Annotated in this window: 22 protein-coding genes and 1 other annotated feature; of the genes, 7 read left to right on the top strand and 15 right to left on the bottom strand. The window is 30.5% G+C overall.

Going from position 1 to position 25,104, the window contains the following annotated elements:
* Positions 1-72 precede the first annotated feature (72 nt).
* Both CKL_RS02140 and CKL_RS02135 read left to right on the top strand, forming a co-directional pair.
* A complete protein-coding gene (locus CKL_RS02140) occupies positions 73-351 on the top strand; it encodes an ArsR/SmtB family transcription factor (RefSeq protein ID WP_011989002.1) in 279 nt (92 codons plus the stop codon).
* A gap of 40 nt (positions 352-391) precedes the next feature.
* Complete coding sequence (locus CKL_RS02135) at positions 392-2,866, top strand: DsrE/DsrF/DrsH-like family protein (protein WP_011989001.1); 2,475 nt, start codon at positions 392-394, stop codon at positions 2,864-2,866.
* Between the two features lie 58 nt (positions 2,867-2,924).
* Here the strand turns inward: CKL_RS02135 and CKL_RS02130 are convergent, their stop codons facing one another.
* Both CKL_RS02130 and CKL_RS02125 read right to left on the bottom strand, forming a co-directional pair.
* A complete protein-coding gene (locus tag CKL_RS02130; protein WP_011989000.1) occupies positions 2,925-3,290 on the bottom strand; it encodes a P-II family nitrogen regulator in 366 nt (121 codons plus the stop codon).
* A gap of 111 nt (positions 3,291-3,401) precedes the next feature.
* A complete protein-coding gene (locus tag CKL_RS02125; protein ID WP_012620130.1) occupies positions 3,402-4,631 on the bottom strand; it encodes an ammonium transporter in 1,230 nt (409 codons plus the stop codon).
* 887 nt (positions 4,632-5,518) lie between these two features.
* On the opposite strand from CKL_RS02125, the gene CKL_RS02120 reads away from it, so the two are divergent.
* Positions 5,519-7,699: a methyl-accepting chemotaxis protein gene (locus tag CKL_RS02120; protein ID WP_011988998.1), complete on the top strand. Its 2,181-nt coding sequence runs from the start codon at positions 5,519-5,521 to the stop codon at positions 7,697-7,699.
* A gap of 202 nt (positions 7,700-7,901) precedes the next feature.
* Here the strand turns inward: CKL_RS02120 and CKL_RS02115 are convergent, their stop codons facing one another.
* The 8 genes from CKL_RS02115 to CKL_RS02080 form a co-directional block, all read right to left on the bottom strand.
* The gene (locus tag CKL_RS02115; RefSeq protein WP_011988997.1) at positions 7,902-8,210 is read right to left on the bottom strand and encodes a 2Fe-2S ferredoxin; all 309 of its coding nucleotides are present in this window, start codon (positions 8,208-8,210) and stop codon (positions 7,902-7,904) included.
* A gap of 317 nt (positions 8,211-8,527) precedes the next feature.
* Positions 8,528-9,379, bottom strand: coding sequence for an Mrp/NBP35 family ATP-binding protein (locus CKL_RS02110; protein WP_011988996.1), 852 nt, complete (start codon positions 9,377-9,379; stop codon positions 8,528-8,530).
* A 181-nt stretch (positions 9,380-9,560) separates the two neighbouring features.
* Positions 9,561-10,799: a threonine ammonia-lyase gene (gene ilvA / locus CKL_RS02105; RefSeq protein WP_011988995.1), complete on the bottom strand. Its 1,239-nt coding sequence runs from the start codon at positions 10,797-10,799 to the stop codon at positions 9,561-9,563.
* Positions 10,800-10,892: 93 nt separating this feature from the next.
* Positions 10,893-11,173: a binding site (T-box leader), on the bottom strand.
* A gap of 61 nt (positions 11,174-11,234) precedes the next feature.
* Entirely contained in the window at positions 11,235-11,738 is a 504-nt protein-coding gene (locus tag CKL_RS02100; RefSeq protein WP_011988994.1) for a QueT transporter family protein, read from the bottom strand.
* Positions 11,739-12,419 carry a 7-cyano-7-deazaguanine synthase QueC gene (gene queC / locus CKL_RS02095; RefSeq protein WP_011988993.1) on the bottom strand — a complete coding sequence of 227 codons (681 nt, stop codon included), beginning with the start codon at positions 12,417-12,419 and terminating at the stop codon, positions 11,739-11,741.
* On the bottom strand, positions 12,416-13,180 hold the full coding sequence (locus CKL_RS02090; RefSeq protein ID WP_011988992.1) for an acyl-CoA dehydratase activase: 765 nt from the start codon (positions 13,178-13,180) through the stop codon (positions 12,416-12,418). The genes queC and CKL_RS02090 overlap by 4 nt, the downstream gene beginning before the upstream one ends.
* A gap of 5 nt (positions 13,181-13,185) precedes the next feature.
* Entirely contained in the window at positions 13,186-14,202 is a 1,017-nt protein-coding gene (locus CKL_RS02085; protein WP_011988991.1) for a 2-hydroxyacyl-CoA dehydratase family protein, read from the bottom strand.
* A gap of 376 nt (positions 14,203-14,578) precedes the next feature.
* Complete coding sequence (locus CKL_RS02080; protein WP_011988990.1) at positions 14,579-14,956, bottom strand: hypothetical protein; 378 nt, start codon at positions 14,954-14,956, stop codon at positions 14,579-14,581.
* A gap of 1,421 nt (positions 14,957-16,377) precedes the next feature.
* Here CKL_RS02080 and CKL_RS02070 point away from each other — a divergent pair.
* Positions 16,378-16,917, top strand: coding sequence for a superoxide dismutase family protein (locus tag CKL_RS02070; RefSeq protein ID WP_011988988.1), 540 nt, complete (start codon positions 16,378-16,380; stop codon positions 16,915-16,917).
* Positions 16,918-17,152: 235 nt separating this feature from the next.
* Here the strand turns inward: CKL_RS02070 and CKL_RS20540 are convergent, their stop codons facing one another.
* The 3 genes from CKL_RS20540 to CKL_RS02060 are packed head-to-tail and all read right to left on the bottom strand — an operon-like array spanning position 17,153 to position 18,893.
* Positions 17,153-17,290, bottom strand: a complete 138-nt coding sequence (locus CKL_RS20540) for a hypothetical protein (protein ID WP_155814011.1) — start codon at positions 17,288-17,290, stop codon at positions 17,153-17,155.
* A 16-nt stretch (positions 17,291-17,306) separates the two neighbouring features.
* The gene (locus CKL_RS02065; protein WP_011988986.1) at positions 17,307-18,083 is read right to left on the bottom strand and encodes a PD-(D/E)XK nuclease-like domain-containing protein; all 777 of its coding nucleotides are present in this window, start codon (positions 18,081-18,083) and stop codon (positions 17,307-17,309) included.
* Positions 18,084-18,086: 3 nt separating this feature from the next.
* Entirely contained in the window at positions 18,087-18,893 is an 807-nt protein-coding gene (locus CKL_RS02060; RefSeq protein WP_011988985.1) for a recombinase RecT, read from the bottom strand.
* A gap of 431 nt (positions 18,894-19,324) precedes the next feature.
* Between CKL_RS02060 and CKL_RS02055 the strand changes: the two genes are divergently transcribed.
* From CKL_RS02055 to CKL_RS02045, 3 genes are all read left to right on the top strand, one after another.
* Positions 19,325-20,125, top strand: a complete 801-nt coding sequence (locus CKL_RS02055) for a site-specific integrase (RefSeq protein ID WP_341271432.1) — start codon at positions 19,325-19,327, stop codon at positions 20,123-20,125.
* A gap of 14 nt (positions 20,126-20,139) precedes the next feature.
* Positions 20,140-20,382 (top strand): tyrosine-type recombinase/integrase, encoded by a 243-nt coding sequence (locus CKL_RS02050; protein ID WP_341271431.1) that lies wholly within the window; start codon positions 20,140-20,142, stop codon positions 20,380-20,382.
* Positions 20,383-20,774: 392 nt separating this feature from the next.
* The gene (locus CKL_RS02045) at positions 20,775-20,966 is read left to right on the top strand and encodes a hypothetical protein (protein ID WP_041700758.1); all 192 of its coding nucleotides are present in this window, start codon (positions 20,775-20,777) and stop codon (positions 20,964-20,966) included.
* Positions 20,967-21,704: 738 nt separating this feature from the next.
* On the opposite strand, the gene CKL_RS02040 is transcribed toward CKL_RS02045, so the two are convergent.
* Together CKL_RS02040 and CKL_RS02035 are read right to left on the bottom strand one after the other, a co-directional pair.
* A complete protein-coding gene (locus CKL_RS02040) occupies positions 21,705-21,968 on the bottom strand; it encodes a hypothetical protein (RefSeq protein WP_011988982.1) in 264 nt (87 codons plus the stop codon).
* Between the two features lie 289 nt (positions 21,969-22,257).
* Positions 22,258-24,261, bottom strand: a complete 2,004-nt coding sequence (locus tag CKL_RS02035; protein ID WP_011988981.1) for a methyl-accepting chemotaxis protein — start codon at positions 24,259-24,261, stop codon at positions 22,258-22,260.
* Positions 24,262-25,104 lie beyond the last annotated feature (843 nt).

Here is a 25,104-nt window from a genome sequence, read left to right as displayed (position 1 = left end):
TTGACTATTACATCAATATATTGTAATATATAAATATAACGATAAATAAATTCCATGGAAAAGAGGTACGTTATGGACAGTAATTATATGAAATATGCAGAAGTATCAGAAATTCTTAAAGTAATGGCTCATCCCATTAGATTATGTGTAATTAAGGGATTACTTGAAACAGGAAGCTGCAATGTAAGTCATATGCAGCAGTGCCTGAATATACCTCAATCTACACTATCCCAGCATCTTCAGAAATTAAAAGCTGCTGGAATTATAAAAGGTATGAGAAATGGGGTAGAAATTAATTATAAAGTCTGCAATGAACTAGTTATTGACTTAGTTAATGCTTTGTTTAAGTAACTTATAATTAAACACTAAGATTATAGAGGGAGGAATTTTCATGAGAAAAAAAATATTGATTGTAGGTGGAGTAGCAGGCGGAGCTTCCACAGCTACAAGACTCAGGAGACTAGATGAAAATGCAGAAATAATCATGTTTGAGATGGATGAATATATATCCTTTGCAAATTGTGGCCTTCCCTACTACATAGGAAATACTATTAAAGATAGAGAAAGACTGCTGGTTGAAACCCCGGAAGGTATGAAAGGTAAGTTTAATATAGATGCCAGAATCAATAGTGAAATCATCGATATAGATGTGAATAAAAACACGGTAAAGGTAAAAAGCAAAGACCTTGGAACCTATGAAGAAAGTTATGATTACCTGGTATTATCTCCTGGCGGAAAAGCCATCAGACCAAATATTGAAGGTATAAACAGTAAAAGGATTTTGACCTTGAGAAATATACCAGATACAGATAACATAAAATCTTTGGTAGACAGGGAAAATATTCAAAGTGCAGCCATTATAGGCGGCGGTTTTATTGGAATTGAAATGGCAGAAAATTTAAAAGAAAGAGGTCTTGATGTAACTTTAATTGAAGCTGCGCCCCATATTTTAGCACCTTTTGATTCAGATATGGTAACTGCTCTTGAAAAAGAGCTGGAGGACAATGGCGTAAATATAATTTTAAATGACGGAGTTAAATCTTTTAAAGATAATGAAGAAAAAGTGGAAATAACCCTTGACAGCAATACAAAGGTCACTGCGGATTTAGTTATACTTGCCATAGGTGTGGCACCTAATACAAATTTTATAAAAGACAGTGGAATAAACTTGGGAACTAAAGGACATATATTAGTCAACAATAAAATGCAGACAAATATTAAAAATATTTATGCTGTGGGAGATGCCATAGAAGTAATAGATTTCATAAATGGTAATAATACTGCAATTGCACTGGCAGGTCCTGCCAATAAGCAGGGAAGAATAGCAGCAGACAATATATGTGGAGTAGATTCTACCTACGATGGAACCCAAGGTACTGCAATAATTAAAGTATTCAGTTTAACTGGGGCAAGTACAGGAAATAATGAAAGAACTTTAAAGAAATTTAACATTCCATATAAAGTTATATATGTTCACCCAACATCCCACGCATCCTATTACCCTGATGCACTTCCATTATCTTTAAAACTCATCTTTAATCAGGAAGGTAAAATTTTAGGTGCACAAAGTACAGGTTATGATGGTGTGGATAAAAGAATTGACATTATTGCCGCAGTCATTCGCCTTGGGGGTACAGTAAAGGATTTGACCAAACTTGAACTAAGTTATGCCCCTCCATTTTCATCCGCAAAAGATCCTGTGAATATGGCAGGCTTTGTGGCAGAAAATATTTTATCCGGGAAAGTAGAAGTTATAACTCCAGAAGAATTTTTAAATTATAACAAAGAAAATACCCTTATTTTAGATGTACATGCAAAAATAGAATTTGAAAACCAGCATATTGAAGGTGCCTTAAATATTCCTTTAGATGAACTAAGAAACAGACTGGAAGAACTAGATAAAAATAAAGAAATCATAGCCTATTGTAAGGTGGGTTTAAGAAGTTATACCGCAGCTAGAATACTTTCTCAACATGGATACAAAGTTAAGATTCTAGCAGGGGGATATAAAAGTTATAAATTATTAAATTTTAAGCCTAAAAAATTTGATAATACTAAGGTTTTCACAGGTAAAAAATCAAATTCCAATAATCAAACTATAAGTTTAAAGTTTGATTTAGAGGAACCTTCTTATAACAAAAGTGTAAATGCCTGCGGTCTTTCCTGCCCGGGACCTCTTATGCAGACAAAATCCTCTATTGATGATTTAGAACAGGGAGAAATTCTTAAAGTAACTGCTTCTGATCCAGGTTTTTATGAAGATATTAAAGCATGGTGCAGGAGAACTGATAATGACCTTATTAGTTTGAGCAAAAATAATTGTAATGTAACGGCTTTTATAAAAAAAAACGATGAACTAAATTCGAAAAATGCCAACGCCTATAAAATATCATATAATGATAATAAAACTATTGTGGTATTCAGCGGTGACCTAGATAAGGCACTGGCCTCTTTTATAATTGCCAATGGAGCTGCTTCAATGGGTAAAAAAGTTACAATGTTTTTTACCTTCTGGGGACTAAATATATTAAGAAAACCTGAAAAAGTGCCTGTAAAAAAACAATTTATGGATTCTATGTTTGGAAAGATGATGCCTCGTGGAAGCAAAAAATTGAAATTGTCCAATATGAATATGTTAGGAATGGGTACAAAAATGATGAGAAAAGTTATGAAAGATAAAAATATAAGTTCCCTGGAAGATTTAATCAAATCTGCCATGGACAGCGGTATTGAAATAGTAGCCTGTCAAATGTCCATGGACGTCATGGGACTTAAAAAGGAAGAACTCATTGAGGGAGTTAAACTAGGTGGAGTAGGCTACTATTTAGGTGAAGCAGAAGATTCAAATGTAAATTTGTTTATTTAGAACTGTATAAAAAATTCAAGTATTGAATTTAGAATTCAATACTTGAATTTTTTAAGATCTAAGATTTTTTATACTGAAGAGCCGCTCTGCCTTCATCACCGGTACTTATACGTATAACATTTTCCACGTTATATACAAATATCTTTCCATCACCTATTTCTCCAGTATGAAGTACTTTTTTAGCAGTTTCAACCACAAGATCTACTGGTACTTCACAAACAACTACCTCTACTTTTACTTTAGGTATAAGATTAATATCCATAGCCAAACCTCGATAGTATTCCTTATGACCTTTCTGCATGCCGCAGCCTGAAACATTGGTAACAGTCATACCTGTGATGCCGATATCATCCAGTGCTTTTTTTAATTCCTCAAATCTGCCTTTAGAAGTAATAATATCTACTTTAGTAAGCTTATCACTCATTATTTTACCTCCTTATTAAACACATATTTCAATATCCTGAAATCACGTAAAAATATCCTATACAAATTTATATTATTCTATTCATCAATAAATATGCAGATAGGACCCATATTAAACTCCTATTCCTCCATAAGCCTCTTCACCATGTTCTGTAACATCAAGGCCTGTCTGTTCGTCTTTTTCAGTTGCCCTCATACTGCTTACTGCATTAATTACTTTAATTATAATAAATGTAACTACCGCTGCATATATAACTGTGGCTAAAATAGCTATGAGCTGTATTCCAACCAACTTTGGATTTCCATGTATCAATCCATTTGATCCAGCTGAATTTATCGCTGTCCATGCAAATATTCCAGTAGCAATTCCTCCCCATATTCCTCCTACGCCGTGGCATCCAAAGGCATCTAGTGCATCATCATATCCTAATTTAGATTTAATAAAAGTAATTGAAGTATAACATATAGCTCCTCCTATTAGACCAATAATCAATGAAGCCAGAGGACTTACAAATCCTGCACCTGGAGTTATAGCTACAAGGCCTGCAACTAATCCGCTGGCAACTCCAAGAGAAGTCACTTTCTTTCTATATATATATTCACAAATAGCCCAACTTACAGCTGAAGCTGCTGCGGAGGTATTTGTAGTAACAAAAGCATTTACTGCTACACTATTTACACCAAGACCACTTCCCGCATTAAATCCATACCAGCCAAACCAGAGAAGTGCAGCTCCAAGACAAGTTAAAGGAAGATTGCTAGGTTTACCTACATTCCTTCTTTTGCCCAGCATTAATGCTGCTACAAGTCCTGATACACCTGAACTTATATGAACTACATTACCACCTGCAAAGTCTAAAGCTCCAAGGTTCTTAAGCCAGCCGCCTGTTCCCCATACCCAATGAGCAATAGGATCATAAACAAAAGTTGTCCAAAGCAAAAGAAACGCAAGCCAGTGCATAAATTTCATTCTCTCTGCGATAGATCCAGATATAAGTGCAGGAGTTATTATTGCAAACATGAGCTGAAACATCATAAATACTTGTTGTGGAATTGTAGCTGCATAATCTGCATTAGGTGCAAATCCCACTCCTTTTAAACCTGCAAAATTAAAACCACCTATAAATCCGCCAATATTATTTCCAAAGCACAGTGTATAACCTATAAGTATCCACTGTATGGATATTACTGCTAGGGCTGAATAACTATGAAGAGTACTATTTAATGTATTCTTGCCTCTAACCATTCCTCCATAAAATAAAGCTAGTCCTGGAGTCATTATCATTACTAAAGCTGCACTGATAATGACAAATACAGTATCTGCTGCATTCACTCCACTCATAAAAATACCTCCTTAAAAATAAATTAATAAAAAAATTATAAGTTTTTTTAAGTATATTTTTTCTGTCATCTTTTAAAAAACTTATTTATATAATACTAACTTTTATGCAAATTATCAATAGAAATATTGAAATTTTATTAATTTATTATTTTATGTATATTTATATTAATAATTGCAAATTTTAATGCATATATAGAAATTTAAGGGAGTATATCATAACTGCTATATAATGCTTTAAATGATGAAATAAAAATATAATTTTATAATTTTGAATTTTTGTGTTCATATTTTATAAGGAAATTAATGGATAAATAATAAATTCAAATACAATTTCCTCAAAATTACCCCAATAAAATCATTTTCATAGCAATATATGTTATATTTTCATATATGAATAGCCATTTTACTTTTTATATATTGATTTTATTTGAAATAATATAGTTAAAAATGGAATTATACATTTTTTTACAATGCAATAATATATTCACCATTTAGCATATACATATATTAAAATATCAATTTTCTGCGTTTTATATTATTACTTTATTATTATTTTTAAGTATATTTATTATAACTGTAATAAATATACTTAAATTTTATGAAAGTATATTTTTATTGAATTTAATACGATTTTAAATTTGATAAAAATATTTTATATAATTTTATATATTGTTAAAATCAACAAGGCATTTATCTCATTTTAGTATACTTTTTTTAATTTTTTAAAGGATTTTCATAAATTATGTAGAATATTAATAATTTCAAGATATTATTGTAACATAAAGTAATAAAAGTCATTAAAACATTATACTTTTTATTGAAATATTACCAGTGAATACAATAACAATCTTACTTTATAACAATTTATCAGAGAGGGGTTAAAATCCATGATGAAATTAAAAATTATGTATTTACTAAACAGAAGAATTAAAGGACAATCTGAAAAGGTATTTGAAGGTATTTCAAAAGGCAGAAAAAAAGCTTTAGAAAACTGGTTTAAAGATAAATGGATGCAGCTTGAAAACACCTGTAACATTATACGATGTTTTCAGGAAGATGATAAAAAATTGCTTGAAGAACTAAAGGAAGAATTAAACCAGTACAAGGATTTTTGTGAATTGTTTATATTAAATGATACTGGAACAGTTATTGAATCCACCTGCAGCAAACACATAGGCCTTAATATGAGCTATTTTCCCAATTATGAAAAAGGGATAAAAGGGGAAAAATTCATGTATGGACCTTATGAAGACGAAAACACTTTAGATATTGATTTATCTAAGAAGAAATTCGCAGATCAAGTAACCCTATTATTTTCTATGCCCTACACAGATTGCTGTGAATCCAAGAAAATACTTATTGGCAGGGTTCTAAATGATGATATGAGCAATGTAATTCAAGACGAAGATACCCATGTATATAAAGATTCTGGAGATAACTATTTATTCATGGTAAAAACAAATAGAGATATACTTCCCGGAACTGCCATATCTAGAAGCAGATTTGAAGACAATACTTTTACTATGGGTGACAATTTAAAAGATGGAATCAGAACTTTAAAATGGGGAATTGTTAAGATTAAAAACCATACAGAATTTGAAATAAGATTCACAGATCCTGAAACAGGTGACTTACATCCCGGAGTGAGGAATACTATTAAAAACAAGGATAACTTAGACTGTTGGCCTGGATATCCTGATTATAGACACATAATGGTAGGAGGCAAAGGCACTTTAATAACTCCTCCTCATAGTGATGAAATATGGGGAATGATGTGTGAAGGTGATATAGCCGAAATATACAATTTTAAAAGCTTAAATTTAAAGTTGCCTATTATAATATCAATTAGTACAGCTGCTGCTATATTAATAAATACCATAGCTTATAATACAAATACAATTATAGGTATTATAAGCTCAATTATAACCTGGCTTTTAATAACTGCGGTAAGCTGCATATCTTCACAAAAGCTAGTTGTAACACCCTTAAATAAGACTGTAGATATACTCCATCAATTAGCTGAAGGGGAAGGGGATTTAACCAAACGAGTGGACAAGCTTTCTTATGACGAACTAGGTGAACTTTCCAGGTGGTTTAACAAATTTATCAATAACCAGATGACTATGATAAAAAGAGTTGATATTTCATCAAAAACCTCAAAGAACTCTGTAAAAGTAGTTTCAAATTTGACCAATAACATAAAAGAGAGCATGAATACTGTAGCTAAAACTGTGGATGGCCTGGTAGATATATCAAAAAATCAAAATACTATATTTCAAAATACTAAAGAACATTTTAATGGTCTTTCAGCTTCCATACAAGAAATGGCTTCCCTTATTCATCAAGCTGCAAATAAGATAGTTAATACCAGTGAACATGCTGTTAAAGCAAATGATTTTTCAAATGATGTACTGAATTCAATAAATGAACTGGAAAAAACCATGAAAGTAACTTTAGATAGAATTCACGTGCTTCAGAATCACTCTGATTCCATAACCAAAGTAGTTACAAGTATCAACAGTATAAGCCAGCAAACCCAGCTTTTAGCATTAAATGCAACTATAGAAGCTGCACGGGCAGGAGAATTAGGTAAAGGATTTGGAGTGGTAGCAGAGGAAATATCAAAATTGGCCATTGAAACAGAGGAAGCTACTCAATCCATAGGGTTGATAGTTTCCAATATTCAAAATGAGACTAATAATACTTTTCAGGATATTAATGATATAAATTTCAAAGTTAAAAATTCTTCAAACGGCGTAAAAAATAGTATAGATTCTTTTAAGTATATTGTAAATAATATAACAGATATAACAGAAAAAATGGAAACCATTCTTAAAATAACCAATAAAGAAAGTACTGACATAAGTAATATGGTGACAAACATAAACACCTCTGCAGAGAAGATAAATAAAAGAACTGCCAGAGGAGCAAGCAGCAGTGAGGAATCCCTGAGTTTGTTAGAAGATATTTTAAGTAAAACCATAAGATTAAAAGAAGTAACAGATAATCTGGAATATTCTTCGACAGATCTTCAGGAAATGGTGGGAGATTTTAATACCAAAATATGATTGTCATTAGTTTACAACATCAACTTTTTCTTAGATACAGATGGAGTTTGCTATAGAGAAATGCTTTTCTCCATCTGAACCTAAAAAAACTTATCCAGGCACGTTAACCGTGCTTTTCTTCCTTGAAGAAGATGGAAGTATTGCTGCCGCGTTTGGATAAAATGAGATAGCCGTGATATATGTACAGCTATCTTGTATTATTTTATATTTGAAGTCTTTTTACTACTTCTCCCTCTTCAATATGTTTGTCCATTATCTCTTCTACATCTTCTGCAGTGACTCCTCCATACCATATACCTTCTGGATAGACCACCACTATTGGTCCTCTATTACATATACCGAAACATCCCGTATTTGTAACCATGACTTCTCCACTTAAATCCCTGCTCTCTACTTCCTCCATAAATTCACTGACTATATCTACAGATTCTTTAGAAAAACAAAAGCCTTGTTGTTTTCCATTAACTCTAGAACTTGTACAGACAAAAATATGATATTTAGGATTAACCATAATGAATATCCCCCTACTAATATATTTGATAATGTTTGTTTATAGTAATATATCATACTACCTTTCAATATTCAATATACAAAATAATAATTTATCAATTATAAGGCATATATTATAATATAATATCAATTAATACAGAGCATAATAACCAATATAATAAGAATCCTTCTGATTTTCTGTAACTAAAAAGCAGGATCAGTAACCTGTCCCGCTCATAAATCATATTTTAAAATTAAACATTGTAACTTTTCTTAAGTCATTATGTAATCATATACATTTACCCTTATAATATCTTCTTTGGAGTATATTTTCATAGATTATTCCTTTGGAGGTATGTCCTTTAAACTATTGATTATATTTTCAACAATAGGCTTAAAAATCTTTTGAAGATTTTCACTTATACTTTCATCTCCCTGTTCCGACAAACTGCTTATGCCACTTAACATAGGAAGTTCTCCCAAAAGTTTCAAATCCATATCCTTCAAAAATTTATCTGTGCTTTCACCATTAAAAAGTTTTATCTGTTTCCCACAATCTGGACAGGTTATATAACTCATGTTTTCAATAACTCCGAGTATGTTGATATTCATGGTTTTTGCCATATTTACAGCTTTTGAAACTATCATTGATACCAAATCCTGTGGCACAGATATCATAACTATGCCATCTATAGGCATGGATTGCATTACAGTAAGAGCAACATCTCCTGTTCCAGGAGGCATATCAATTATTAAATAATCCAGCTCCCCCCATATTACATCTGTCCATAATTGCTTAACTGCACCACCTATTACAGGTCCTCTCCATATAACCGGCTGGCTCTCATCTTCTAAAAGCAGATTTAATGATATAGCTTTTATTGCATCTTTTGTATCTACAGGTACTATAAATTCCTCTGTGGTTTCAGCTCTTTTACCTTTTAGGCCCATTAAATTAGGAATACTTGGGCCTGTTATATCCGCATCTAAAATTCCTACACTATACCCCATTTTCTTTAGCTGTCTAGCTACAAGTACAGAAATTGATGATTTTCCAACACCTCCCTTACCACTCATAATACCAATAATCCTTTTTACCTTATTATAGGGATTAAAATCAATATCAACATCACAACTTTCATTATCCTTACTGCATCCATCATTCGATGGACATGAACTACAATCTGACATAAAATCATCTCCTTGCATCTATATTGGCATTTGCCATTTTTATATTACTCCTATTTATTATTATTGTCAAATATATATCAAATTATAGAGCTTAAATAAATTACTAAAAAACAACAGCATTTTGCCCCCAAACTTACTCTAAATAAGCGTAGGGGGTATTAATCTGCTGTCTTCAAATCAACTAATATACCTTATCAATATTATATCCGTGCTCATTTAAAGATTTAATTATCTCTTCTATATGGTCATGACCATTTGTTTCAACTGTTACTTCTAAAGCCACATGTTTTAATCTATCAATAGCTTTAAACTGATTATGATCCAATTTTATTATATTTGCAGATTTTTCCGCCAGAATTTTTGATATCTGTAAAAGCTGCCCTGGAGTATCCTTAAGTTTAACTGAAAAACAGAATATTCTTCCTCTTGAAACAAGTCCATGGTTTAAGAGTGCAGACATTGTTACCACATCTATATTTCCACCACTTATTAAACATACCACTTTCTTATTTTTAAATTTCAATTTGCTTAATGCCGCCAGTGACATAGCCCCTGTGGCCTCTGCTACAAGTTTGTGCTTTTCCAAAAGAATATATACATCCTCCATAAGCTGTTGATCACTTACCGTGACAATTTCATCTACATATTTTTTTACTACCTGAAAAGTTAACTTACCTGGATTCTTTACTGCCGCTCCATCTGCAATAGTATCAATATCCTCTGCACTGGTTAACTTTCCTGTATCAAAAGAATACTTCATAGGATTAGCCCCATCAGCCTGAACTCCTATTATTTTTATATTGGGATTAATGGACTTCGCGGCCACTGATATACCACTTATAAGCCCTCCGCCGCCTATTGGTACTACTATAGCATCCACATCCTTTAATTTTTCTATAATCTCAAGAGCTATTGTTCCTTGCCCTGCCATTACATCCAAATCATCAAAAGGATGTATAAAAGTATATCCTTTTTCTTTCTCAAGTCTCTTAGCTTCTTCATAGGCCTCATCATAAACTTTTCCTTTAAGTACTACTTCCGCTCCATAATTTTTAGTGGCCTGCACTTTGATAAGCGGTGTAGTCTCTGGCATGACAATTGTAGCTTTAATTCCAAGTTTGTTTGCAGCATAGGCAACTCCCTGGGCATGATTTCCTGCTGAAGAAGCAATCAGTCCCTTCTTTTTATTATCCTCACTTAATTTAGAAATTTTATTTAAAGCACCCCTTAATTTAAATGCCCCGGTTATCTGTAAATTTTCTGGTTTTATATATACCTCATTTCCACTTTCCAAACTATATTCCGAGCTATATATTAATTCCGTATCTATACATATGTCCTTTATTCTTTTTCTGGCTTCCAATACATCTTCTAAAGTTAAATGTGCTTCTTCTGTTTCTAAAGTTAACATTTCTTTCATAATTTTAAATCTCCTCTCTAATTATTCATATTAAAAGATTATATTTCTATAAATAAAAAAATCTTTCATACTCATAAACACTTTACATATGCTTATAAGGACGAAAGATTAACATTCCGTGATACCACCTTATTTGCAGTTAGATACCTAACTGCCACTCATTTTTCAGGTCAGCTTCAAATAACTAGATACAAATATCCACTATAACCCTAACCAAATACCGCTGGTAGACGTCCTCGTTTACTAGACAAAAGTCTTTCTACTTGGAAACTCCGGAGTGATTATTATATATTTATATTAACACCAACTTTCACCATCTGTTGGCTCTCTGAAGTTAATAGGTCAAATATTTTTCTCTCCATCTTAGTTTTATTTTATTAATAATTTAACTTGTAAAAAAGTATATTCTTTTTATTAAAAAATGTCAATATAAAATCAATAAAATTTTCTCAATTGTTTAACTAAAAATACAGCTAAAATAGCAGGAATTATCTGACCTACCAAAAGACTACATACTAAAACCATATATTTTATATGAAGAAGATATGATAGCCATATAGGTACTCCAAATCCCGGTATAATAATAATAGGTAAGGTAATAAGCCAATCATTAAATTTATACTTGCTTATTAAATACACTAAAAGTGAAGTTATTATGCCTACAATTGCCCCTCCCATCATATCAGGAAGTCCAAGGCCTCCCATTAAAGTATTACTGATAAGATTACTCAATCCCATAGGCAAAATAAGAAATGGAAAAATAGCAGACAGACCATATAACGCTGTAGCTATTCTTATCTGAAATTGCATAAAAGCAAAGCTTTGAGTAAAATACATAACCACTACATATATTGCTATAACAACGCCAGAGATAGCAATTTTATTTATTTTTGACAGAGATTTTTTATTTCTGAAAATATCTTTCTTTTCATATTGCATTTACTTCTCTCCTTTATATTTTATTGGGTCTTTATAGCCAGCCTCTTTAAAAGCTTCTAATCTTAACCTACAACTATCACAAATACCACAGGCAAATTCTTCTCCATTGTAGCATGTCCATGTTTTTTCATATTTCACTCCCAAATCCATACCTATTTTAATCTCCTCTGATTTTGTTTTATACAGAAATGGAGCATGTATTTTTATATATTTTTTATGCTCTACAGCACACACAGTTCCTAAATTTATTGTTTTTTCCATGGAATCAATAAATTCATGTCTACAATCTACATATCCTGAATAATCCACCTCACTTACTCCTATAAAAATATCATAGGCTCCTATTGTCTCTGCATAAGAAGCTGCATAAGATAAAAATATCATATTCCTTGCGGGTACATAGGTAACAGGTATTTTCTCACTTTCTTCATTAAATTCAGGTACCTTTATAGAGTTATCTGTAAGTGCAGAGCCTCCCCAAGCATTCATATTTGTAGTAACCAGGACAAAATCTGCTGCACCTGTGCCACTGGCAACATCTCTGGCACATTGAATTTCTTTCTTATGCCTCTGGCCATAATCAAAACTCATGGCATAAACTTCATACCCCTGACTTTTAGCCAAATATAAAACTGTAGTAGAGTCAAGTCCGCCAGACAGTAAAACCACTGCTTTTTTCATTTTAAATCCATCCTTTCAGCATAATAACAACAACCTATAGCCCCATTAAATTGAGGTTCTTTTAAAACTATTATTTTTTCATAATCATTTTTCAAATAGTTGTACATAGCTTGATTTTTAGCTACTCCACCGGCCAATACAAGACTTTGTCCCTTGAATCTATTTAAAAAAGGCTTAATTCTTTTGTAAAGTGAATAGTTAACCCCTGCACAAAGTCTTTCAATTGCAATTCCCTCTGCTACTTTTCCAATTAATTCTGATTCAGAAAAAACTGCACAGGTAGAATTTAATTCTATAGGATCTTTATAAAATTCACATAAATCCCCTAAAGAAATTTCCAGCATATTGGCCATATTTTCAAGATATCTTCCACTTGATGCTGCACATTTTTCATTAAGTTCCAAGTCTGTTATCAATCCCTTCTCCACTTTTACCACCTTAACATCCTGTCCTCCTATATCTAGAAGTATAAATTTTTTTAATTTTGTTTGAAAAATTGCTCCGTAAACATGGGCTTTTATCTCATTTATTGATTTAAATAATTTTAAATCTGTGTTATTCCTCCCGTAACCTGTTGAAACTGCAGAATCAACATGTTTAATATTTAACTTTTCAAGATTGACTATCATCTTACCATCATAACTGCAAAAATCCCTATAAAAAATCATAGTACTTATTTTATTTCTAAATACAATATGTTCATTTTCCATTATCACTATTTTTACTTCTCTGCTGCCTAAATCCATACCTAATCTTCTCAAAGCTTTTATTCCTCTTTTCCATTCATAATAATTAAATCCTGAAGCATATCCAAAAATGCCTCTAATCTTATTTTGGTTCTGGCATCTAAAAAATTAAGTTTGTCCCCTTCTATAGTTAATATAGGTATATTAATTTCATTTTTTATAACTATATCCTCAATTTGTCTATGACAAAATGCCTGGGTATAATGGATCAAAGCATCTATTTTTCTCTCTTTAATTTGCTTTTTTATTTCACTGAGTCTAAATTTTATATCATAGGGATATGTGTAATCATAATATTGTTCATAAATATTCTTCGCTTCCATAGCCCTTGAAAATGCAAATTCTCTCTGAACCTCATTATAAACAAAACGAGCATTAAATTTTTCAACATAATCATATATATCACAGGGCATAGGGGGTACCCCTATAAAACCAAGTCTCAATTTCTGGGTAAAGGGTTTTCTTTTTTTTATCTCTTCCAATTTATTTTTCATATCCTTTTCAAATTTATAGATATCACTGTTAAAATCACTAGCACTTACCTGATAAAGATGATTTTCAAAACCTGAAACCTTATTTTCTGTATAAGTCAATTCATCCAAACACTTGATAAGGTATCTTATTTTATTCACTTTCTGTCTGACTTTTTCAACTTCACTATAGGAAACATTAAAAATATTCATAAATTTGTCAATAGATGTTTTAATATCACAAATATCATGACTTTGCGGAAATGCAAATGAATGTATTTTTATGCCTTTCATATCCAGTATGGCTTCTAAAGCTTTTGTATTAGAACAATCCCCTTCAGTAACACCTACAATTTCACTGACGTTCTTGTCCATACATACTCCAAAAATTCCTTTTTGCCATGCACAACAGCTCTTTGGAAAGCCTTGTCTTTCCGCCATGTCAATGAATTTTTTGTAATCTTTTGAAGTAATAAAAATATTATTTAAGTCAACCACATTATATCCTGCAGCCATCAAAACTTCATAAGGAATAGTAGTAGTTATTCCTATAGTTTTATTTTTCATTTATCTCACCTTGTCTTCAATTTTAATAACATAAAAAAGGCAGAGACACCCCCTACCTTTTAATCACAAAATAAACTATACAAATTGTACAGATTCCCCTAGTTTTGTTTATAGACAGGATGGTCACGAACTGTCTTGTATATAATTTTCTACATAATTATATGCTATAATATACTTAAAATCAAGGGTTTTATGGTGAATATATATTTTCTATTTCTTATTAAATGCTAACAAATTCTATTAAAATTCATATTTTACGTTTGCAAATATGGATTTTACAATCAATAAATTTTGAAATGATATGCAGGAGTGAAAAATATAAAATTCAAATCCCCTAGCTAAAATAAAGCTAGGGGGTTCTATATTGTTATGTTACTTATTCTTTTGTATCATTATTTTCTACATTATTTTGTTTATCGCTTCCATACCATTCCATATATTCAAACATATGGAATGGCAGTAATGCTGCGAATATTAAATTAAGTATAGACCATACTATCAAATCTTTATATATAGTTCCTACATTAGCAATTCCAATTATAAAAGCTATTACATAAATAACTATTGCTGTAATAGTCATACCTTTATTTGACTTGAATATAATAGATATAATCCCAGCTATAAGCATACAAAATGCTAAAAATAATCCTGCTGATTCACTAATTTCCTTATTGCTGCTTAATGCATTTCCTATTCCAGCAGCACAGCTTTGAAAAGTTACAACTATAAATAATACAATACTAATAATACCCACTACTTTCTTTATGAAAATTCTCCTTAAATAGTTTATTATTTATATTGTAATAATATAATTACATTCCGTCCATATTTATACATAAAAGACTTATATCATCAAGGTACAAGCTCTCTTAAATGCTCCAATTTTTGAATAAATATAAAACATAATAAATTGGATATAATAATACTACTTCTATAAATGTTTTATTATATCACTCAATATGTTTTTACCATAATTCATAAAAGCTCTGGTGTTGCCAGGGCTTTTACTATAAAAATTTCTATTTTATTTAAAGAATACCTTATATTTTAATTAAAATCGTTTCCTATATATTATATGCAACCCAAAAATTTTGAATACACTATTAAATATAGTTGTTCCTCTTAATTTCTTAGCTGGCCTTTAGTCAGCGTCCATACTATAAAAATCATTTTAATCTGCTAATTTTATTCCTATCAGCTCTTTTATCAAAAACTGTTACATTAATTTGCCTCTCTTTGACAAATATTTTACTCGTATTAACTGTCACTTTAGTGCAAAACAACAATATAGAATAATATTGAATTTTTCCATTTTTATCCTTCATATAATAATTCAACTCATATATAATTCTAAAATTTACATTGACAATAATTTTATTATATATTGTAATAAGAAAGCTTATACTAGGCATTTAATACTAAATTCATCTAATGTTAAGCAATAATTACAGATATCTAAATTCATAATCATTTATTTATGAATTCCTCTTCTTTACGATCTCAATTTTATTTTTACAAAACGTATTAATAATATTTTTGTTGGTCCTACGACATAGCTTCCATGTGATAATAAAAGTAAAGCCTACCAGAGATTTTTCTGGTAGGCTTAAAATAAATTTACTGTCTGGAGTGTGAATCTGGATAAACCAAACTTACATTAGGTTGTAAAAATTACTTTAGGAATGTTGACCTCATAAGTATATGATATACCATTTTACAGTATATGTAAATGAATTTCGAATATAAATCTCTCTTTTGTTTCAAATATAATGAATTTGGATATAATAATTAATATTATCTCTTTAATATCGTTTCAATATGTTTTAATCAATAAAAGCTCCGGTATTTGCCAGGGCTTTTATTATTTTAGATTGTAAAGAATAATAAACTTAAGAAATTAATCTTATAAATATATAATACATCACTTTACAATATGTGTAAATACATTTTAAATATAAAGCTCTCTTTTGTTTTAGATGTAGTGAATTGGATATAAAAAATACACAGAGATACCCTAGCTATAAATGAGCAAACAAGTTAACATTTATTTACAGATAAAATCAATAGTTTCAACAACCATTTCATTAATGATACTACTTAGTGTACTGATATTTTTGTAACTGTTTTAAAAGTTTTTACATAACATGAATTGAAGTATTCAATATGGAGGATATGATGTATTTTTATGAATATAACTGTCCCTTTGTAAACTATGATTGTTGTGGATATAGAGGTGATATAAATATGCATGTAAGAAGGGCTATAGCTCATATAACGGGAGGACCTTTAGCTCCTGATATAAAAGGTACTGTTACATTTACTCAGGTACACGGAGGAACTGAGGTTTCTGTGAAAGTTAATGGGTTACCCTCTTATAGGCCTGCTATGAATGGAAACCCTCAAATTGGACCACATGGATTTCACCTACACCAAAATGGTACATGTGCTGTAGGTGATCCTTCAAACCCATTCATATCTGCTGGAGAGCATTGGAATCCAACTAGCCAGCCTCATGGCAACCATGCAGGAGACTTTCCTGTTCTCTTTTCTAATAATGGTTATTCTAGAATGACTTTTTTTACAGATAAATTTAATGTTGCCCAGATTATTGGAAAATCTGTGATCATACACGAAAGTCCAGATGATTATAGAACTCAACCTTCTGGAGCATCTGGTAACAGATTAGCCTGTGGTGTTATTAAGGCTGTAATGTAATTAAAGGAATGTTTAAGAGGGCTATTTTCTTTATGTAAAAAATTTGCATATGAATTATTTCTTCTTTCAATACATCATCTTGTTAACTTACTTATATTTTTGAATCATTTGTTCTTATAAAAGATAAAAAAATAAGTGGCCCTATTAAGGCCACTAAAGTTAATTCTGTGATGTTTTCCTTTATCAACATCATAACTGTTATAGGTTTTTGTAAGACCTATACCTGCTATCTGAATTAAATCATCAATATTATATGACCTGACCATCTATCTGCCATTTTGTAGAGAAAGTTTTTGAATTGGATAAATACTTCACTGCAAGTCATTTCCTTTGTGATGCCATTACTTAGTTTGTTTAGTTTTTTACATTCCATAATTACAAACCAACCATTAAAGATCCATATAAAATAAAACCTTGTCTAATTTTTTCGTAGCTCTACAATAATCACACTCTTCGCACCTTACGGGTTCCTCCTTACCTTTCCAAACTGCTTTTATATGGTCAATTAGCATTTCAACTTCTAACAGCTTGTCTCTTATAAAATCTGTTCCTAAGAATATCACTGCTTTATCTGGAATGTCTTCTCTCGAAACAGCTATGATATGTGGTTGAAAATAGTCCTCTGCTTTACGATTTATCCTATCTATTTTACAGTAAACAGCCATCTGTAATAAATAATCATAATGTATTATAAAGTTTTCATTGCCACTGAATTTGGAATGTATGTTTCTTATGGTCTTAATATCTACAATGGCTTTCCTATCTGGATTATATATATCAAACATAACTTTCCATGGCACTCCAAATAATTCTGCTGTCTGTATAACCTCTTTTTGTCCTTCTCTAGCTTCTTGTACCAGCTTGTCATCCTTTAAAGTAGTAATCATTTTATCTGCAATTTGAAATGGAGCCTTTAACTGCCCTTTGGTAGCCCCTCTAGTAGAATACATTTCTGGATGATCTTTTTTAAATTCCTCTAATGTTCCCTCACTCCATGCATGAACATAACTGCCTAGGAGAATTGCATCTTTATTCTCCTCTTCCCATTCTCCGTTAAGTTTAGCCATTGTCTTTGCTTCACATTTTATAAAGGATTTAAACAAACTAACTGACATATACTCTTTGTCAGTTTCAAGTGCAAAATAATTTTCCTTCGTTACTGTCATTGTTTATTCACTCTCCTTAAAAGCATATTCCCTATTATCTTCCTTAGCCTCTGTCTCTGTGTCAGCTTCAACTGTTTTATCCTCATCAATACTGCCCTTATCAAAATTTGAAACCTCTTTATTAGGTTCATGTTCGAACTGAAAATCAGAAGCTTCATCGTAAGTCTTTTTGCTTTCAATGCTGTTAAAATCCAATTCTATGAACTTACAAAGCCTTCTTAAAACTGTCTTTTTGTACATCTCTCCTGGAGTTTTAACCCATGCAGGACTATTTTTAGCCTTTGAAAAATTGTTCCGTATATCTTCAATTTCTTGTTTTGTCATGGTTTCATATATCATGCTGCCATCTTGAAATAAACATACTGCAAAAGCACCAATTATTTCATCATTATTAAACGGTAATGGTTTGAAATTTACAGTCTGATGACCGTTAACAATACTTTCTTGGAATTCGTCACCTTTGCGAACAACTTTTGCATAAATATCCTTTATAGGATTAATACTGTATTTTTTAGCAAGTTTGATTTCTCCCTTATAATCTGTTTGAAATTGCAGATTGCCGTTATAAGGTATTGCATAACACTCTCTATTAAAGAAATCCAAACCTAGAAATGCACCTTTTAGCATTGTCCTTGCCACACTTATAGGCTGGCATTTATCTATATCCTTAGTATCCTGCAAAACCGTCATACAATTTTGTAAGAATCGTGATTTGTTAAAATCCTTCGGTAATGCTTCTTTTTTTGTTTCCAGTAATTTATTTAACGCTTTGTGGCTTTCACTCAATACCATCATTTTTTTATCTGGCATTATTTGTCCTCCTCAAAAATAAATTTAAATCTATAATCTCTACCTTATAAAAAATTTTTTATATACTACTTAGGATTATCCGTATCATAAATTTTATACTCTGTAATATTCAATATTTTCGGTTGGTTATCAATACCAATTTTTATATTTTAAAAAATTAATTATTCGTCTTCTTCAACTCCTTCTTTTTCTACTTCATGGCTCTCTGTATTAAATTTCAATTTTATACTTAACTCTTTCATTTTCATTCCCTCCATTTGATTTTTCCCCTATTGTGAAATAGATACATATGTTATATATTTTGAATCTAATTTTTGAATCTTTAAAAGTTTTAAAGGGGGTGGTACATATGTGAGGCGCTATATGTTTTTTTAACTAAACAGCAGAACATAAGTTCTGTTTGAAAGGGTGAATTTGCAAGGAAAGAAAGTATTGTTAAAAGGGGAGATTCTTACTCTATCGTTATTGACATAGGTAGAGATGCTTTTGGCAAGAGAAAACAAAGATGGTTTAGTGGTTTTAAAAGTAAAAAAGAAGCTGAAAAACAGCTACCAAGGTTATTAATAAAACTAGAGGATAACGAATTAATAGACAATAATAATATTACACTAGGAAATTTTTTAGATGATTGGTTAAAAAGTAAAATTCATAAGGATAATTTATCTCCCACTACTGTGAATGGATATGAAAATATTATATTTAAACACATAATACCCACTATTGGAAGATTAAAATTGCAGGATATCAAACCATATAATTTACAAAAGTATTTTGATATTAAAAACGAAATATTATCATCAAGAACATTATCAAATCATAAAAGGGTTTTGAGCTCCGCCCTTATATATGCTTTAGATATGGGGTTGATAGAAAAAAATCCTCTGACTAGAGTGAAGCTACCTCGTCAGAAAAAAGAAGAAACTAAAATCTTGAACATACAAGAATGTAATTTACTATTACAAAAAGTTGAAAATAATTTAACTTCGAAAATGCCTGTCATGCTTGCATTGCCTTTAGGATTGCGTAGGGATGAAACTTTAGGTCTTAGTTGGGATGCCGTAGACCTAGAAAATAAAACTATAAGCATTATTCAAAATTTAGAATATGTAAATGGTAAATACTATTTTAAAGAACCTAAAACTTTAAGCAGTAGAAATACTTGGGGCACAGAAAAAAATCTAGTATGTACTAGAAAAAAGGATGGCAATCCAATAACACCTCATGTTTTGTGAGATATGTTTAATAAATTTTAAAAACTAATGACCTTCCTCACATAACATTCCACGACCTTAGACACACAAACGCAAGTTTAATGTTAGCTTCTGGAGTTAGTAGTAAAGTTGCTGGTAATAGACTTGGGCATAGTAAAGTTTCAATAACTTTAGATTTATATTCTCATGTTTTAGAATCTGTAGACAGAGAAACAGCTGAAAAAATAGACATGCTAATTAAAAATAACACTAATACCATGAAGGTACTAAAAAGATAAAAGTTGCAAGTTGGATTTATAAACTTGCAAAACATGTTTTCTCCCAATATTATCCAATTAAAATTTATGTTAGCAAATACGTTAGCAAATCACTTTTTCATTTTTGGAACCGTTGATATAACTGAATTTAGCCCCCTATAGATAGGATGGTCACGAACTGTCTTGTATATAATTTTCTGCATTATTATATGCTATAATATACTTAAAATCAAGGGTTTTGTAGTAAATATATATTTTCTATTTCTTGTTAAATGCTAACAAATTCTATATATAATAAATCACTCTCTTTTAGTCCATAATATTTCAATCACTTTGTACCACCTACTTGTATATCCTAGAATTAATAGCATATTTTTATATAGCTACTATTATTTATGAAAGGTGGTTGTATTATGTCTTCCAAAAATGATAAAATCATAAATTCCGTACTCAACTCTTATGATTTTGAAAGAGTATCCGACTTAACTAAAGAACAATTTGCTGAAATCCTCTCAAAAATATTTAATGACTCTCTAACAGATAAGGACCTTACTCGGAAATCATCAGAATCAGATCATCATCATAGACATAGACATAGGCATTAGTCAGATATAAGGCATCAGATACTAATAGAACAAATTGCTATTTCAATATTTCAGAAAAATCTAAGTACTTTAAAAATTAATTTATATTATCGGATATAGGGTTCTTAATAAACTGATTAAGTTTTAATTCTATAATTTCGTATTCTTCATATACCCTATATCCTTTCTAATGAAATCTTTTTTAACACTAACTTTCCAGTTAGTTCTTACGCTCTAATTAGTTTATATTTTAACCTGCCGTATTCTTCTAGCTTTGACGTGAAGAATACCATCTCCCAATGATTTTGTCTTAAATGCTTAAAGAAACTGTTTAACAAAAAACACCACCATCCTTAAACCTATCCCCCTACATCATATAATTATACCAAAAATAAGCACCCTAAATGACAGGTACTTATTTTAAACAACATTATTTTTAAGGAGCTAATTTAATAATATACTAACCTCTGGCAGTTGCATTTGAATTTATAGTGCCCTGCAACTACAGACACCAGTCTGGTAATTACCATTACTTTTCTTATATATGTAAACACACATTAATTTCTATTTCCTCTAAGGTTATCTCCTTAGGACACTTATTATTATATGTAGTATTTGTTACAACTTAATGGCATAATAATTAACTATTTGTAACAAATTTCATTATTGTATGAACAGAATAAAAATAAGCACTGATTTAATAGTGCTTATTTCTCACATTATATGACTAATTTATAAGATATCAAAATTAGTATCACCCTACACATGACTGGTTAGCCATAACCACATACTTCCAATTAAACATCCGTCATAATCCTCTGTAATTTTAGAAATAAATAGCTTATCTCCACCGTCCATAAAATTTTCTAATTCTCGTTTTATTTCTGGGATCGGTAACTCTGAATCCAAAAACCAGGTGGATTCTAAAGGACGCTGCCACTCACCCAATGACTTAATTTTTTCATAAAGGTAATTATAATCTTTATCTTCTTTACGAAGCTCATATGTTATTAAATAAACCAAAGTTGTCACCTCCTTAAAATTATAATTCTACAAAATATTATCTAATCCTCTGGAAAAATATATAATTAACACCACGTTAATTCTTATAAAATAAAAAATAAGCCCCTTAAATAAAGGGTACTTACTTTTAATATTATTTCAAAGAAGACAATTATAGCCTTACTATATATATTATATCCCTAGCGATTGCATTCAGGATATCAGCACTACTGCACCCCTAGATAAGTCTTCTAAGGTTCAGCAGCTTCAATGTTCTAGCTCCTTATATGATTAACCATAGGAACTAATTTTATACTTTGAATTTTACAACTAAATCTTTTAAGCTATCAGCACTTTGTTTTACATGATCTGACTCATTCTGAATTTTATTTCCTTTATCCCTTATTTTTAAAATCTGCTGTACAATGTGATTAGTCCCTTCAGAACCAGAATTATTTGCTTTTGAAACTTCATTTATTGCTTCAGATACTGATTTTATAGACGCAAGAAGCTGTTCAGAAGTGGTACTTAAGTCTGTTGCCCATTCATTAATATATACTGCATCTTTATCATAGTTTTCACCTATGCTCACAGATTCTTTATAACTATTCATTACTTTTGTCTCAATATATTCTAGAGTACTATTTGAAATAGCTGCAAGGTTATCTACTGCTTTAAATATGCCATCTAATGTATTTTGTATTTTACTTACAGTATTTTTAGAGTCCTCAGCTAATTTTTGTATTTCCCCTGCCACTACAGAAAAACCTTTTCCCGCATCTCCTGCTCTAGCAGCTTCTATTGAAGCATTTAAAGCTAGAAGATTTGTATGAGAAGATATATTTAAAATAGCATCTGATAAAATCTTTATTTTCTCTACTTCTTTGATTTTTTTCAAAGCTTCGTCCATAGTTTTTCTAATATCTGTACGAGTTTTATCTGCATCAGCTTGGAGTTCTACAGAACTATTTTTTAGTTCAATCGCTTTATTGCTAATTTCGTTAGCTGACATAGCCCCTTGTTCAGCTTTTTCTGCAATAACTTCTATTGACTTTTCAATTTCAGCAGAGATTGCAGTTATTTCTTCTGCTGAAGAAGCCGTTTCCTCTATCCCAGCAGATAACTGTTGTATGGTTTGGGAAGTATCTTCTATGTCATATGTAAAATTTTCTATATTTCTATTGGATTCAATTACTACCTTATTCATATTATCAGTTTCACAAATAATCTTCTTTATTATACTATGAATATTTTCAATAAATAAATTAAAATAGTTTGACATTTCTCCAATCTCATCTTCTGAAGATATGACAACTCGCTTTGTTAAATCTCCCTGTCCCTCGGCAATATCTTTTAACATAGCAGTAATATTACTTACTCTTTTTATAACTAGAGATCTAAAAATGAAAATGACACCTAGAATCATTATCAATACCAGAGGGATTATTAAACCTATTTGATTAATAGACAGCTTCTTTATCAATTGTTCTACAATATCAGATTTTTCACCAATAAAAATCATTCCAGAATTTTTCCCACTTACACCAGCAATAGGCATATACATTGTATAATATTTTGAGCCATTTATAATTGATTGTTCATGATAATTTTTTCCATTTTTTAATACAGTATTTATAATATCTTCATTCCCTAGTTTTGACCCATCTATAGATTTTCCATTTCTATCTTTAATTGTAGTAGCAATCCTTTCATTACCTGAAAAAATAGAAATATCACAATTAAATATTTTCTTTTGATTATTGACAAACTCGTCCTTTGAAAGAACATATCCTAAAGACACAGCTCCAATAATATCTCCATTGTCATCTTTCAATGGTATACCAGCACGTATTGAATATTTCACCAGTGAACCTTCTTCAATTCCTACAGAATTTTCACCTTTTAGGGCTTTTTGAATATTAACTTGGGATGCAATACTATCTCCGTATTTATCCGGCTCATGGGCACGTATAAATACATTGCCGCTGACATCAGTCATAACTAAATAATCGATTCCAAAAGACGCCAATGCCAGCTTGCCTACTTCCAATGCTCCTTTTTTATCATTATTTTTAAATGCACTCACAAGTCTTGGGGAATTTTCAAACCATTTAGTTGCCTTTAAAGCCTTCTGCTTTAAATCTTCTATATTATTATTAAGTATAACCGACTTACTTTTTATATCATTCTGAATATCCTGACTGATGATATTTTTAACAGTAACACTTATAATTACAAAAAACATAATACTACAAATTATACCGAAACTTATCATTAACAAAGATATCTTACTTGATATACTATTAATTTTCACAGTAAACCCCCTCCAAAAAATCAATTCTATATTTTACATATTCTAATATTCCTCCGAGTTCTGCTAAGATATGTTTTACTTCCCCCCTCCCTCATTCTTTTCCAGTATATTTAAAAAAATAATAAAACATCCTATAAATGGTAATATGTGTTTTCACACTTAATATATGTCTGACCTTTACAATATCACCAATATCTAATCATTGAGAGCTATTTAATAACTCTTTCGTCTTTTTTCCCTTTCTATAAAGTATTTTTTACAAATTTCATCATATTATTTTAAATACCGTGTAATAACTTTATTTTATCAGAATTTTATAGTCAACAGACTATTAAAAACCCAAAAAAATTTAAAGAGCTGTCTTTTAAATGATTTACTTATATCTCTAATATAGCTTTTCAATATAAAAAGTATTTATTCAGTATATAATTTTCCACTATATTTTCATTTTCTTAATATTAGTTGTCCACATTATCAACAACACACTGTTGATAACTGTTTCAAAAAGCAAAAATAAGTACTTGAAAAATCAAATACTTATTTTTTAAATATAGATGGCCATAAAATGATTGATATCTTTTTAATATAAATTTAAACAATTAAGTATATTTATACATTTTTCATTTTATCATATTTTAAAATTCTTGTAAAGTAGTATGAAGTGACTCTTCTTCCACCTTTCGTCCCATTTAATACACCAGCAAAGTTTCATCTAAATTCCATTAGTAGACGAAGTTCTGAAATATAAACTCTTACTACAAAGGCGAATAATATAAAAACCTCTGCCACAGCACTTCCATGATTATACATAAAATTTCTGCTTTAAAAAAGCCTGTAGTATTA

Origin of the sequence: Clostridium kluyveri DSM 555 (assembly GCF_000016505.1) — a bacterium.
Classification (GTDB): Bacteria; Bacillota; Clostridia; order Clostridiales; family Clostridiaceae; genus Clostridium_B; species Clostridium_B kluyveri.
Note: the sequence above shows the minus strand (reverse complement) of the source record. Positions and strands in the feature narration are given on the sequence as shown.